Here is a 13972-nt window from a genome sequence, read left to right on the forward strand (position 1 = left end):
GCCATGCACATTCAGAATCCCCTCTCTCGCGCCACCGCCAGGGCGGCCACCGCCGTTGCGATCGTCGCCCTGACGGCCTGTACGACGCCGCCGAAGGGCCCGAGTCCGCCCTTCTACCCCCTGCCGCCCTCCGGCCAGGCGGCCCCGCCGGCCGCGACGCCGCCAAAGCCGCAGGCCATCTTCATCCGTCCGGCCCCGGGCCGCACGCTCTCCGGCTTCGACGGCACGCGCAACAAGGGACTCGACATCGCGGGCAACCTGGGCGACCCGGTGCTCGCTGCCGCCGACGGCCGCGTGGTCTACGTGGGCGGCGAACTGCGTGGCTACGGCAACATGGTCATCGTCCAGCACAACGACACCTACCTGACCGCGTACGCCCATGCGAAAACCATCCTGGTCAAGGAAAAGGACGTGGTACGCCAGGGCCAGAAGATCGCCGAGATCGGCAACAGCGACGCCGACCGCGTGAAGCTGCATTTCGAGATCCGCAGGCAGGGCGTGGCGGTCGATCCCGAGCCCTACCTGAACGGCACGCTGCGCTGAGCGATCCGTCCCGGCGGACCGCCGAGCCGAAAGAAGMGCCACGCTACGAATCGCGCTGCACCAGGTAGCCGATGCTGGTGCGCAGCCAGTCCAGGTCGGGGCCCGGCGCGGCGCCGGCAAAGGCCGAGACATCGAACTCCCGCGCCGCCGCCTCGGCCAGGGCGACCGCGGATTGCCGCGCCCATTCGATGCTGCCCGTCGCCGTCACGATGTCGTGCAGCCGCAAGACCTCGCGCGGCAGCCGGCGCTCGCGCGGGCGGGCCAGGAAACCGCTCATCCAGTCGCGCTCGATCCGGCTGGCGTGCGACAGCGCATGCGTCAGCACCAGCGTCCGCTTGCCCTCCCACAGGTCGCCGTCGATCTCCTTGCCGTAGCGCGCCTCGTCCCCGCTCAGGTTGAGCACGTCGTCGGTGATCTGGAAGGCCAGGCCGAGCAGGTAGCCGAAGCGGTCGAAGCGGTCGAGCTTCGGATCCTCGGGATCGGCCACCAGCGCACCGATCCGCAAGGGATGGATGAAGCTGTACCAGGCCGTCTTCTTCAGCGCCAGACGCAGGTAGTCGTCGGTGCCAACCGTGAGGTCGTTGTCGCGCACCCAGCCGAGTTCCATCGCCTGGCCCTCGAGCGTCTCCATCAGCATGTGGTCGATCTCGTCCAGGATGCGCAAGGCGCCGGCCGGCCCGACGAACGCGCCGCTGCGGCGCACCAGCCGCATCGCCAGCGCGTTCATCGCATCGCCCGTGTTGACGGCCAGCGGAATGCCGGCCCGGCGGTGCATGGTGGGCACGCCGCGCCGGGACTCGCTGCCGTCTTCGATGTCGTCGTGGACGAGAAAGGCGTTGTGCAGCATCTCGATGCCGGCGGCGGCGGGCAGCGCATGCTCGGCACGCCCCCCCAATGCACGCGTGGTGGCGATGCACAGGGCCGGCCGCAGGCCCTTGCCCGAGCGCGACATGAAATCCTTCACCAGCGCGTACAGATGGGTCTGCGGCTCCCAGTCGGGCACGCCGGACTCCAGCGTCTCGGTGATCAGGCCGCGGTACCAGGCCAGCCGTTCGACGAAGCCGCCCGGGCCCGCGATGTCGCCGATGCCGGGCACGCGGTCGGTGACCCGCAATGCGTTTTCGAGCGGCGCCGGCACGTAGGCGGACCCCTTCCGGACCGCCGGATCGGCACCGAGGGCAGCGCCGGATCCCTGGACCCCCAGGTCGGCGGCATCGAGCGCATCGGCCACCGGCGTCGCGAACGGGGTCATCGCCGCCATCAGCGGGCGCACCTGGTCGAGCAGCGGCGACGCCGCGCGCAGCGCCTGCAAGGCCACTTGCGTGAGCGAGGCATCCCAGGGCAGCCCGGCCCGGTGGCGTGCGGCATCGTGCAGTCGCCAGGGCGTCAGCACTTCCACTTCCTGCAGCGGCCAGACCTCGCAGCGCGGCCCGGCGAAGGCCACCGCATCGAGCAGCGAATTGACCGCCCGCCGCGCCGCCTCGTTGGCCCCCTCCATCGTCGCCAGATCGGTGTGCGTGCGCACGTAGTCGGAGGCCAGGAACAGGTTCGACAGGCCGGTGGCGGCGTTGGGCCGCAGGGCCCAGGTGTCGACCAGGTTCACGAGCAGCGGCTCGGCGTTGGCGAGAAAGCCGGGGCGCGTGGGATCGGGCGCGGTGTCCGAGTCCAGGAACCAGGAATGCAGGTCTTCATCGCGCAGGATCTCCTGCTCGGTGTTGAGCGAGCGCTTCAACTGGCGCCAGGTCTCGCGGGCCACTTCTTCGCGCGAGCACTGCATGGCAGGCCGCCCGTCCGGCCCCGGTGCGGTCCAGTCGGAGACATCGACCGAGATGATGTCCTTGACGTGCCCGCAGGCGAGCATCGTCGGCACCACGCTGCGCCAGAACGGGAATTGGGAAATGCTGGTCAACGCCCACTCGCTGTCGATGTGGATCACGTGGCCATGCACCTCGGGCACGTCGCGGTACAGGTAGTACTGCACGCCGTTCATCCATTCGACGTTCGGCGCCAGCGTGCGCAGGTTGGCGAGCGAGGGGTCGGCGGCCAGCAGGTCGTCGTTGACCAGCACGGCCATGCGTTCCAGCGGCACGGCGGCGATGTAATGGTCGCCTTGGACGACGGTGCGCACGCCCTTCTCCGACACCAYGATGCCGCTCACCTTGTCGCCCGCGCAGAGGATCTGCTCGACCTCGGTATTGAAGTGGTACTGCACGCCGCGCGACTGCAGCCAGCTGAGCCAGGGGTCGATCCAGATCAGGTTGGTCGGGCCGTCCAGCACCCGGTCGGTCGATCCGCCCGTCGGGTTGACGATGGTCAGCATCAGCTGCGTGAAGATGTCGCCGATGGTCCGCGCACTGGCACGCCTCGCCTTGGCCGCCACCAGCGAACGCGTGATGCCATCGCCGAGAAACTTCTTGTAGGCTGTCGAGCGTTGCTCCGCGCCAATGAAATCCCACCAGCTGATGCCCTCGTATTCGTCGAGCCGGCGCTGCTCGCACGAGGTCATGATCTGCCAGATCCGCGAGCCGAAGAAGGCCAGGTCGTCGGGCGTGAGCCCGGTGATCGGGCCAAAGGCGAGCAGGATGTCGCGCAGCACCGTTGCGGCATCGCCCGACGTCTGCGGAAAGTTGGCCGGCACCTCGAAGTTCGGCTGGTCGTACTGCGTGAAGCCGACGCGCGTGGTCGCCACCAGATGGTCCGCCACCGGGCGTCCGTCGTAGGACGGGATGCGCCGCATGGTGTCGACCACGTGCTTGTAGAAGCCCGGAAAAAAGCGGAAGCCGTGCTCGCCGGGCAGGCGGTGCTCGATGTCGGCCACGCCGCGGTCGGCCAGCTCGTGGCCGGCGCCGCCGTCGTCGTTGTCGCTCACCGGAATGCTGCGCGCCTTGCCGCCCGCGATGTCGCGGCGCTCGAGCACGACCACTTCGAATCCGCGCTCGATCAGCTCGTGGGCCGCGCTCATGCCGGCCACGCCACCGCCGAGGATGACGACCTTTTCAGGCTTCATCTCAGGACTGCTTGTTCTCTTCTTCCGGCAACACGACCTTTCCCGGGTCGTAAGGCGTGCTGCCCTTGACGCGGATCACCTTGACCGCCTTGGCCTCCTTGATGCGCAGCAGGATCTTCTCGTAGACGCGGAAGACGAACTGCGGCTCGTCGGTGACCTGCAGGAAGTTGAGCGAGACGTCGGTCGCGACCACGAGTTCGACCGGCGCGGCCCCCAACGCCACCACCACGCCAGACTCCGCGGGCAGCGTCGACGTGCGCAGCAGCGGCCCGCCGCCGAGGAACGGAATGATGCGATCCTGCGGCAGCACCAGGGAGCCGGGATCGGGTGTCTGGACCTCGGTGAAGAAACCATGGCCGAACACCACCGCAAAAGGCCCGAAGTGGCCGTCGGCCTCGAGGTCGCCAATGCAGGCCGATACGGCGCGCACCAGTCGGTCGTCCTTGGTCTTCGGGCCGACGATATGCGCCATCTCCGGGGGATTGGCCTGCAGCAGGCCGTTGGTCAGCTGGCCACCCAGCACCTGGGCCACCGGCGACGCCCTCGGAGGCACTTTGCCCGCTCCGGCGAGGCCGCCGAACACGATGTTGTCCTCCAGCCGCGCCAGGATATTTGCCGCACGCCGGAACAACTGCAAGGCGCTCTCCATGTCCGGGTCCGCCATTTGCGCGCCGCGCAGGAACACGCGCACCTGCAGCGTCGGCAGCTGGACCGTCGTCTTGTCCTCGATCTGCAGCTTCGGATTCTTGTCGTCCCCGTAGCTGAGGGTGTCGGCCGTCACGTAGTCGGCGCTGCCCGGCAGCGGCCCGACCAGGGGCAGGAAATTCGCGGCGACGCGAGCCCGCGCCGCCTCCTCCTGGATCGTCTTGCGCACCCGAGCCCACTGCTCGTCGGTCCATGGAACCTGTTGGTTGTTGTCGGCCATGTCAACTCCTTGTTTGTTGTGCTCGAGAACCGGTGTGAATCAGGAGGCGCTGTCGGGTGCGCGCGGCAGCCCCGAGGACGGCAGCGGCTGCCCGACCCGAATTGCATAGAGATCGAAGCGGACCAGCAGGTCGGCCATCGTGACCCGGCCGACCGCGAGGCACTGCAGCCGGTTCAGCCACAGCCAATCGGGGTGCGAGGTGACGAACTGCGGCGCCAGCACCAGCGGGGGCAGCGGGTCGTATTCGTTGCGCAAGGCGCGCTCGTAGCCGCCGGGTCCGAGATCGAAGATGCCGTAGTAGCGCGACAGCAGCAGTGCGCCATCGTCGGTTTCGTAGGTGATGCGCACGTCGGCAACACCCACGCCATCGCGGCGCACCAGCATCCAGTCGCCGCCCTCGCCCCGGATCCGGGCGTTGATCCGCGGACCATGGATCTCGCCCGAGGCGATGTAGAAGGTGATGTGCAGCCCATCCGGCGCGGGCCCGAACGATTCGGGCGGCTTCGCGAGCTGGACCGTGAAGGCCCCCAGGAAATCCGCGCCCCAGTCGTAGCGCGGCACCGTGCCGGTGGCCGACACGGAGGCCGGTGACGGCGCGGCGTCGCCAGGGGCGGCGGGCGGCGGCGGCACGCCGCGCACGCGACGCACCGGAAGCTCGGCGACCACCAGGCCGGCGCGGGACAGCACGGGCGTGTACTCCACCGTGTCGCCGACTTCGCAGGGCGGCAGCAGCGCGCGGAAGCGCTGCGAGCCGGCATCCGACCGCTGGCTGTCGGGCCACGCCCGTACCGGCGTCTTCTGCACGCCGTTGACGCGCCGCTCGACCTCCAGCCGGTGGCTCGGGTGCGCGGGCGATAGCTGCCACCAGACATCGAGCGGCGTGCCGGCCGCCACCTCCGGGCGCAAGGTGTCGAAAGCCACCGGACCCGGCGATGCACCCATGTCAGTGGTCGCCGCCTTCGAGCACTGCGCGCGCCGCGCGCAGCTCGGGCTGATCGAAACTGTCGGTGAAGCGCTCGTAGCACTGCCGCACCAGCGCGACGCCCTCGGCATCCCGCCCGGTCTTCGCCAGCAGGCCATGGCAGGACATCGCCGCCCGCAGTTCCAGCGACAGGGCCTGCTGCGCGCGGGCCGTCTCCAGGGCCAGCTCGAAGGCGGCCTCGGCCTGCGCCAGCGCACCGGCCTGCTGATGGATTTCGCCCATCAGCCGGTGGACGTCCGGCAGCAGCACGCCGACGTGGCCCCGACGGGCGGTCTCGGCGGTGGCGGCCAGCATCTCGAGCGCCTCGTCGTCGCGGCCGGCAGCGCGCAGCCCTTCGGCGTGGATCACGGCGACGGTCGGCCCCATGAGATCGGAGCGCGTGGCCCGGAACAGCGCGACGCCTTCGAACAACTCCCTCAGCCCGTCGGCGCGGTCGCCCAGGCGCAGGCGCGCCCAGCCACTGCTCATCACCCCGACGGCATACCAGAGCTCCCATCCTTCCGCGCGGGCGAAGCTCTTCACTTCCGAGGCATGGCCGAGCATCCGCGGCGGGTCGTGGTGGAAGGTCAGCATGTAGCAGGCGACGCCGAGCGCATTGCTGAGCGCCGAAGGATGGTCCAGCTCGCGCGCCATCGCGATCATGCGGTCGAGTTCCGCCAGGCCCCGGTCCTGGTGACCCATCATCCACAAGCTGCTGGCCAGCCCCGCCACCAGATTGACGGTGGAGCTGATCTGGAAGGTGTTGGTGAGCGCCCGTTCCTGGTCCAGCGCGTAGAGCGCGATGCCGGCCTGCGCATGCTCGATGCACTCGGTCCACTCCCCCCGGTAGTAGCGGGTGTAGGAGACCGCATGCCGGCCCGTCACTTCCAGCATCGGCACGCCGCTCGCCAGTGCCATCGACAGCGCCTCGTTCGCGGTCTCGAGGGCGCGGTCCAGCTGGCCGCCCACGAACAGGTTGGTCCACAGGCCCCAGATCGGTTCGTAGAGCTTGTCGGGCCGTTCGAGCTGGTGGCTCAGGCTGCGCGCGCGCTCGCAGGCCTGCGCCACCGTCGGCGAGGCCCATCCGTACAGTGTCATCAGCGTCGGTGCGATCGCGATCTGGAGATCCAGCTCCTTGGTCAGCACCTCGTCCGAAGTCGGCAGCTTGGCCAGGCCGTCGAGCGCCCGGGTGAAGTGTCCGTGCGCCTCGGGAACCGCCATCCGCGTCAGGGCGCGCTGACCGGCGGCAAACCAGTGGTCGCTGGCCTCGGCGTGATGGCCGGCGCCTGACAGGTGGCGGGCCACGATCTCGGGTCGCAGCGCCACCTCGCCGCCGAAATCGGAAAGCAGCACACGCGCGATCCGCTCATGGAAGCGCTGGCGCGTCGATCGCAGCAGCGACTCGTAGGCCGCCATCTGCACCAGCGCATGCTTGAAGACGAAGGTGGTCGGCGACGTGGCGGAGACCTTCCAGGCCAGGCCCGCGGCCAGGATGCGCTGGAGGTCCTCGCTCAGTTCGTTCTCTGTGCGCTCGCTGACGGCGCGCAGTTGCGCATAGGTGAACTCGCGCCCGATCGTCGCGGCGAGTTGCGCGGTGCCGCGCGCATCGCCCAGCCGATCGATGCGCGCCATCAGCGAGGCATCGACGCTGGCCGGGATCAGGTCCAGCGGCAGCGCGCCGGTGAGTGCCCACGAGAATTCGTTCTCCTGCAGCACGCCCGCCTCGATCACGGCACGCGCCACCTCCTCGATGAACAGCGGCACGCCGTCGCAACGCTGGATGATCTCGCGGATCACGTCGCCCGGAACCGGCTTCCCATGGGCCACGTGGCGAACCACCGCCTCGACCTCGGCATGGTCGAGCCGCGAGACCTCGACCAGCGGCGTCGCCTCGTCGTCCGGCCAGGCCGGCTCGAACTCGGGACGGGCGGTGAAAAGGCCGAGCAGCGGCAGTCGCCGGGCCCGGGCCACCAGCAGATCGAGCACTTCGAGCGTGGAGGGATCGGACCAGTGCAGATCCTCGGCCACGAACATGGTGGGCCTTCTCGAGGCGATGGCCTCGATGACGGCGACCAGGGTCTCGATCGTTCGCACGCGGCGGCGCGTGGGCGACAGCTCCAGCGGCGGGTAGCGGTCGTCGACCGGAATCGACAGCAACGCCGCCAGCAGCGGCGCCGCGTCCGCAGCCCCGATGCCGAGCACCCCGAGTTGCTGGTCGATGCGGTCCAGGCGCTCGGGCGCGTCGGTTGCGCCATCGAGCGCCAGCACGCGCTCGAGCAGTTCGATGACCGGCAGGAAGGCGCTGTTCTTCGCATACTGCGTGCAACGCACGGCCAGCACCGTGGTTTCCGCGGTCGCCACCTGGCCTCTGAACTCGGCCACCAATCGCGACTTGCCGATGCCCGGTTCGCCGCGTACGGTGACGAAGCGCGCAGCACCGGACCGGGCCGCCGTCCAGTGCGCTGCAAGCAGGGCATGCTCGTGGCCGCGCCCGACGTAGAGCGTCAGCAGGTCGACCCGCTCGAGGCCCGGGACGACGCCGCCGGCCCGGGTGACGCGCCAGAGGTGGACCGGCGCCGACACGCCCTTCAGCGCGTGGACGCCCCGCGGCTCGCCCTGGAAGTGCTCATGGGCGATCCGCCATGTGGCGTCGGTGACCCACAGCGTGTCGGGCTCCGCGAGGGCCTGCACGCGCGAGGCGATGTTGGGAGCGTCGCCCATCGCGATGTTCTCGCGGCGGGCCCCGGTGCCGACCGGGCTGACCACCACCCGACCGGTGTCCGCGCCCACGCGAACCCGCAGCGGCGCCCCAGAGGAACGCGCCGCGGCCTGGTTCAGCTGCTCCGTCCCCTGCAGGATCTCGAGCCCGCAACTCACGGCCCGCCGGGCATCGTCCTCGTGCGCGCGGGGAAAGCCGAAATAGATCTGGACGCCGTCGCCGAGAAACTGCGAGATGTAGCCGTCGTAGCGCTCGGCCGTCTCCTGGCAGACCCGTTGGAAGTCGGCGAGCATTTCGTGCAGGTCCTCGGGGTCGAGCGTCTGCGACAGGGCGGTCGACCCCACCACATCGCAGGTCAACACCGTGATCTGCCGCCGCTCGCCGTCGGAGCGTTGCGCGGCGAAGTCCAGAAGCACGCCACAACCGCCGCAAAAACGCGCGCTCTCCGAATTCACAAAGGCGCACGAAGGGCAGATCAACGTCCACTCCCCGGCAACAGATCGGCACGCTGTCGCTCTCGCCAGGCGTCGGATTCCTGGGCAAGAAGCGCACAGGCCCGGGCGACGAGGTCGCGCGGATCGGGTTGAAGGGTGTCGGGAACAGCCGCAGCAGGGCCGGCCTGTTCACGCAGATCACGAGAGAACGGCGTACCTCCTCGGAAGTCCCTCCCTACTGGTCGCAGGAGGTGCATAAAGGGACTTTACCGAAGATTACGGCTTGATACTAGTTCTATCCAGAAATTAGTATTCATCTCACCACCAGGACCGGCACCGCGCAACGGGCCAGGACCTGGGTGGCGACCGACCCGAGCACCAGGTTCATGAGGGCGCCATGGCCATGCGATCCCGTAACCACGAGATCGAAGCGGCCCGACTCCGCATGCGATGCGGCCTCGACGGCCGGGTCTCTGCGGCGGCTCAGCGTCCGAAGGCCGACGCGATTGGGAACCCGTGCGGCGACCACCGCCCGGTGCCTGTCAGGCCTGCGTCTCGCGAGACCTCACGCTGCCCCACCGCGCCGTCGCGAAGGCGCAAACGAAGCGGGTCAGTTCCTCCGGCGGGAGGGCGTCGATGCCGGCCGCCCGGGCCCGCCCGCCGCCACCGAATCGGCTGCAGAACTCATGGGCCCCCGATGGCGCCTCGAGCGGTGCGCGCACGCTCACCGCGTAACCCGTGCCCTGCTGCTTGAGCACCGCATGCGCTCGCCGCGGATCGGCATTCGCCAGTTCGTTGGCGAGACAGCCGAGCACGCGACGACTCCACGGCGCGTCGGACAGGACATGCACGCTGCCGCCGTCGTCCTGCCAGGCCGGCGGAACATCGAGGGCCTGCCGCAGATCGGCATGGCGCACGGCGTCGATCTCGTCGACCACCGCCTCGTGCGCCAGCATGTCGAGCGGGTCCGGGTAGCGCGCCATGAGGGCGTACAGGCGCTGCGGCGTGATGTGCACGTCGCGCTCGTCGTCGCCGTAGGCGTTGTAGTTGATCGCCTCCCCGAGCCGTCGCAGCAGCGCGCCGGTGCCGGGTTCGAAGCTGGCATGGAGCGCCAGGCGATCGGCCACCGCCGCGAGGTTGTCGCCGTAGGCACCGACCAGTGCCCAGGCCCGAAACGCGCCGCCCAGATGCCGGTCGACCAGCAAGCTGGTGCAGACGTCGTCGGCGCAGTCGATATGCGGCTCGAAGAGCGGGTGCGAGGGGATGTCCTGCACCGCGTGGTGATCGAAATAGCGAACCCGCACACCGGCACCCAGCAAACGCTGGACCGACTCGCGGTTGCGCGACATCGACAGATCGAAGACGTTGACTTCGTCGCCCGCTTGGGCCCTGACCCGCTCCACCAGCGTGATCTCGCGTTTCAGGCCCGTCAGCAGCTGCGCGGACGCTGGCTGGTGCAGCCGCCACTGAAGCGTCGCGCACAGTCCGTCGGCATCGCCATTGCAGACATCGAAGCGTCGAGCGGTCATCTTTCAAGCATTGCGCAAGGTCCGCGGCGCAGACTTGATCCAGCGCAAATCCGGTACGCTACAAGGACGGCCGCCGCGCTGTCAACGCCGCTTGCGCACGATCAAGCCGCGGCCTCTCCGGCCGCCCTACCGTCGGCTTCATTCCCGCAGGTTCACGCAGGAGAAATCGCGATGACACCACCCGCCGCCTCCGGCCCGTCGACCCCGCCCGAGCAGCCACCGCTCGCGCTGCCTGCGGACGTGGTGGCCTTGATTCCCATGCGCAACCTGGTGATGTTCCCGCACGTGCTGACGGCCGTCAGCCTGGGGCGCGAGAAGTCGATCGCCGCGCTCCGGCATGCGCTCGAGGGCGGCACCGCGGTGGGCATCGTGCTGCAGAAGGAGCCCGCCGACGACGACCCCGGCTTCGACGGGCTCTGTGCCGTCGGCACCCTCGCGCGGGTGGTCCATCATTTCGAGCCGGAGGAAGGACAGCACCACGCGGTGTGCCAGGGCATCCAGCGCTTCCGGATGATCGCCCCGGTCGAGGGCTATCCCTTCCTCACGGCAAGGATCGCGCTCATCGAGGAGGTCGCCGACGAGTCGGCCGAGGCCGAGGCGCTGGCGCTCCAACTGCGCGAGCGTGCCGTCGCGCTCATGTCCTTCCTGCCCAGCGTGCCGGCCGAACTGGTGCACGCGCTGCAGACGACCCGCGGCCCCTCGGCGCTGGCCGACATCACGGCCAGCGTGATCGATGCCGAGGTGCGCGAGAAGCAGGTGCTGCTCGAGACCATCGCGCCGGCCGAACGGGTCGCCCGGCTGCTGAAGCTGCTGGCGCACCGGCTCGAGGTCCTGCGCCTTTCGAAGGAAATCGGCGAGCGCACCAAGGAACAGCTGGACGACCACCAACGCAAGTTCCTGCTGCGCGAGCAGATGAAGACGATCCAGAACGCGCTCGGCGAAGGCGGCGGCAACGCCGAGGACATGGCGCAGCTCGATGAGGCGATCGCCAAGGCCGGCATGCCGGCCGACACGGAGGCTCACGCGCGCAAGGAGCTGGACCGGCTGCGCGGCATGCCTGACGCCTCGGGCGAGTATTCGATGCTGCGAACCTACCTCGAATGCCTGGTCGACCTGCCATGGACGATCGCGGCCGCGACGCCGATCGACCTGGCCGCCGCGCGCCGGACGCTGGAAGCCGATCACTTCGGCCTTGAAAGGGTGAAGCAGCGCATCCTCGAGTTTCTGGCCGTGCGAAAGCTCAACCCCGAAGGCCGCGCGCCGATCCTCTGCTTCGTCGGGCCGCCGGGCGTCGGCAAGACCTCGCTCGGCCAGAGCATCGCACGGGCGATCCAGCGACCCTTCGTCCGGGTATCGCTCGGCGGCGTCCACGACGAGGCCGAGATCCGTGGCCATCGCCGAACCTACATCGGCGCCCTGCCCGGGACCATCGTTCAGGGTCTGCGCCGGGCCCGCGCGCGCGACTGCGTCATGATGCTCGACGAAGTCGACAAGCTCGGCGCCAGCGCGCACGGCGACCCGTCCGCCGCGCTGCTCGAGGTGCTCGACCCGGAGCAGAACAACAGCTTCAGGGACAACTACCTCGGCGTGCCTTTCGATCTCAGCCGCGTCGTGTTCATCACCACGGCCAACGTGATCGACAACGTCCCGCCGCCCGTGCGCGACCGCATGGAAGTGATCGACCTCCCCGGCTACACGCAGGAGGAGAAGCTGCAGATCGCCAAGACCTACCTGGTGCTGCGCCAGCGCGAAGCCAACGGGCTCAAGGAAGGCCAGTGCGAACTGAGCACCGCCGCGCTGCAGGCCATCATCGCCGACTACACCCGCGAGGCCGGCGTGCGGCAACTCGAGCGGGAGATCGGCCGCGCCATGCGCCATGCGGCGATGAAGGTGGCCGACGGGTCGGCCGCCGCGGTGCGCATCGACGCCGCCGACCTGGATCCCATCCTCGGCCCGGCCAGGTTCGAGCGCGAGCTCGCCCTGCGCACCAGCGTCACCGGGGTCGCCACCGGGCTGGCCTGGACGCCGGCCGGCGGCGACATCCTCTTCATCGAAGCCACCCGCGTGCCGGGAAGCGGCAAGCTGAACCTCACCGGGCAACTGGGCGAGGTGATGAAGGAAAGCGCGCAGGCCGCGCTCACCCTGGTCAAGGCCCGTGCCGCCGCCCTGGGCATCGCGGCCGGGAGCTTCGAGGACATCGACGTCCATCTGCACATTCCGGCCGGCGCCATACCGAAGGACGGGCCGAGCGCCGGCGTCGCGATGTTCATCGCGCTGGCGTCGCTGTTCACCGACCGCCCGGTCCGGCACGACGTGGCGATGACGGGAGAGATCAGCCTTCGGGGCCTGGTGCTGCCGATCGGCGGCGTCAAGGAGAAGGTGCTGGCGGCGCAGCGCGCCGGCATCTCGACCGTGCTGCTGCCCGCGCGCAATCTCAAGGATCTGCGCGAAGTTCCCGAGAGCGCACGCGCCACGATGCGCTTCGTCGCACTCGAAACCGTGGACGACGCCATGCGCGCCGCCGTGGTCGAAGCCGATGCCGGTGGCATCGGCACGACCGGCGCGGCGGGCTCGCTTGCGCCCGATCAAGCGCAGGCGCCCTCGTCCGAACTAATGTCGCCCTGAGGTGTCCTACCCAAGGAGGAATTTCATGAGCACCGTCATTTCTTCCCTGATGCGGCGTCCGGTGATCAGCGTCGCCATGGACGACAGCGTGGCGCAGGTCGAAGCGCTCCTGTCGAGCAAGCACCTGCAATGGGTGCCGGTACTGGAGCCGCCGCGGGATGAGGCCATCGGCGTGATCAGCGCCACCGACCTGGTCGGATTCCACGCCCAGGGACGGGATGCCGCCGCCACCCGCGCCTGGCAAATGTGCAGCTACAAGCCGATCGTCGTCGACGCCGAGACGCCGGTGGCCATGGTCGCGGCGCTGATGGTCGAGCGCGGGATCCATCACGTGATCGTGACCGATCGCAACGGTATCGCCGGCGTGGTTTCCTCGCTGGACTTCGTACGGACCTTCCTGCCTGCACCGGAACGGAATTGAAGCGTGCCCTGCTCTTCGCCCTGTCCTTCGGCCTGACGACGGCCTGCGCCACCACCGGGCCCCTGGATCTTCGCGCCGCCTACAGCGACCAGGTCGACCAGCGGCTCGAGGTTCCTGCCGAAGAATCGCAGCGCTACGGCGCACGGGCGCTCGACGCCCTGGCCAGCGCCGGCATCCAAGCGGCCCCCGCCCAGTACCTGGCGCTGGTCGACCGCAGCCCGAGGGTCCAGGCCATCTTCATCTTCTGGCTGGCCGCCGACAGCGCACCCGAGTTGATCGGTGCTTCGCCGGTTTCGACGGGCCGCGGCGGCGAGTTCGATCACTTCCAGACGCCCCTCGGCGTCTTCGAGCACACGCTGTCGAATCCCGACTTCCGCGCCGAAGGCACCCGCAACGAGAACGGTATCCGGGGCTACGGAGCGGCCGGCATGCGGGTCTTCGATTTCGGCTGGCAGGAGGCCGAGCGCCTCTGGGGACGCGGCGGGACGAGCATGATGCGGCTCCAGATGCACGCCACCGATCCCGACCGGCTGGAACAGCGCCTCGGAAGCGTGCAATCGAAGGGTTGCGTACGCATTCCCGCGAGCCTGAACCGCCTGCTCGACCGTTTCGGCGTGCTGGATGCGGACTACCTGCAGGCCAGTTCGGAAGGCGCGACGCCATGGGTGCTGCCCGCCGCGCAGACGCCGGTCGAGGACCCCGGACGCTACCTCGTCGTCATCGAGACCCAGCGCACGGAGCGCCCCGCCTGGTCGGTGCCGGCACGACAGCCCCCGCGGGGCAGCGCCCGCTGACCGGTCGCCGCGAG

Annotated in this window: 9 protein-coding genes and 1 pseudogene; 4 read left to right on the forward strand and 6 right to left on the reverse strand. The window is 69.5% G+C overall.

The features are described 5' to 3' along the window. The coding region (locus tag AC1D2E_RS20580) for a murein hydrolase activator EnvC family protein (RefSeq protein WP_478199117.1) at nt 1-543 on the forward strand (543 nt) is incomplete at its 5' end. Nucleotides 544-586: 43 nt separating this feature from the next. Here AC1D2E_RS20580 and AC1D2E_RS20585 read toward each other — a convergent pair. The 6 genes and pseudogenes from AC1D2E_RS20585 to AC1D2E_RS20610 form a co-directional block, all read right to left on the reverse strand. Beyond that, entirely contained in the window at nt 587-3550 is a 2964-nt protein-coding gene (locus tag AC1D2E_RS20585; RefSeq protein ID WP_478199118.1) for an FAD-dependent oxidoreductase, read from the reverse strand. Nucleotide 3551: 1 nt separating this feature from the next. Beyond that, nucleotides 3552-4475 carry an encapsulin gene (locus AC1D2E_RS20590; RefSeq protein ID WP_478171817.1) on the reverse strand — a complete coding sequence of 308 codons (924 nt, stop codon included), beginning with the start codon at nt 4473-4475 and terminating at the stop codon, nt 3552-3554. Nucleotides 4476-4514: 39 nt separating this feature from the next. Continuing rightward, on the reverse strand, nt 4515-5417 hold the full coding sequence (locus tag AC1D2E_RS20595; protein ID WP_478171818.1) for a DUF3237 domain-containing protein: 903 nt from the start codon (nt 5415-5417) through the stop codon (nt 4515-4517). 1 nt (nt 5418) lies between these two features. After that, nucleotides 5419-8571, reverse strand: coding sequence for an AAA family ATPase (locus AC1D2E_RS20600; RefSeq protein WP_478199119.1), 3153 nt, complete (start codon nt 8569-8571; stop codon nt 5419-5421). Between the two features lie 331 nt (nt 8572-8902). Next, nucleotides 8903-9115, reverse strand: a pseudogene (locus AC1D2E_RS20605) (universal stress protein); the annotation flags it as partial. Nucleotides 9116-9131: 16 nt separating this feature from the next. Further along, on the reverse strand, nt 9132-10118 hold the full coding sequence (locus AC1D2E_RS20610; protein WP_478199120.1) for a hypothetical protein: 987 nt from the start codon (nt 10116-10118) through the stop codon (nt 9132-9134). Between the two features lie 171 nt (nt 10119-10289). Here AC1D2E_RS20610 and lon point away from each other — a divergent pair, with 171 nt between their 5' ends. From lon to AC1D2E_RS20625, 3 genes are read left to right on the forward strand one after another with little or no spacing between them, the layout of a single operon-like run. Continuing rightward, nucleotides 10290-12743, forward strand: coding sequence for an endopeptidase La (gene lon, locus AC1D2E_RS20615; protein ID WP_478199121.1), 2454 nt, complete (start codon nt 10290-10292; stop codon nt 12741-12743). A 25-nt stretch (nt 12744-12768) separates the two neighbouring features. After that, nucleotides 12769-13164 (forward strand): CBS domain-containing protein, encoded by a 396-nt coding sequence (locus AC1D2E_RS20620; protein ID WP_478199122.1) that lies wholly within the window; start codon nt 12769-12771, stop codon nt 13162-13164. Then, complete coding sequence (locus AC1D2E_RS20625) at nt 13161-13958, forward strand: L,D-transpeptidase (RefSeq protein WP_478199123.1); 798 nt, start codon at nt 13161-13163, stop codon at nt 13956-13958. Before AC1D2E_RS20620 ends, AC1D2E_RS20625 begins: the two co-directional genes overlap by 4 nt. Nucleotides 13959-13972: the final 14 nt, after the last annotated feature.

The sequence above is a fragment of the Variovorax sp. P1_H2 genome, assembly GCF_056405295.1.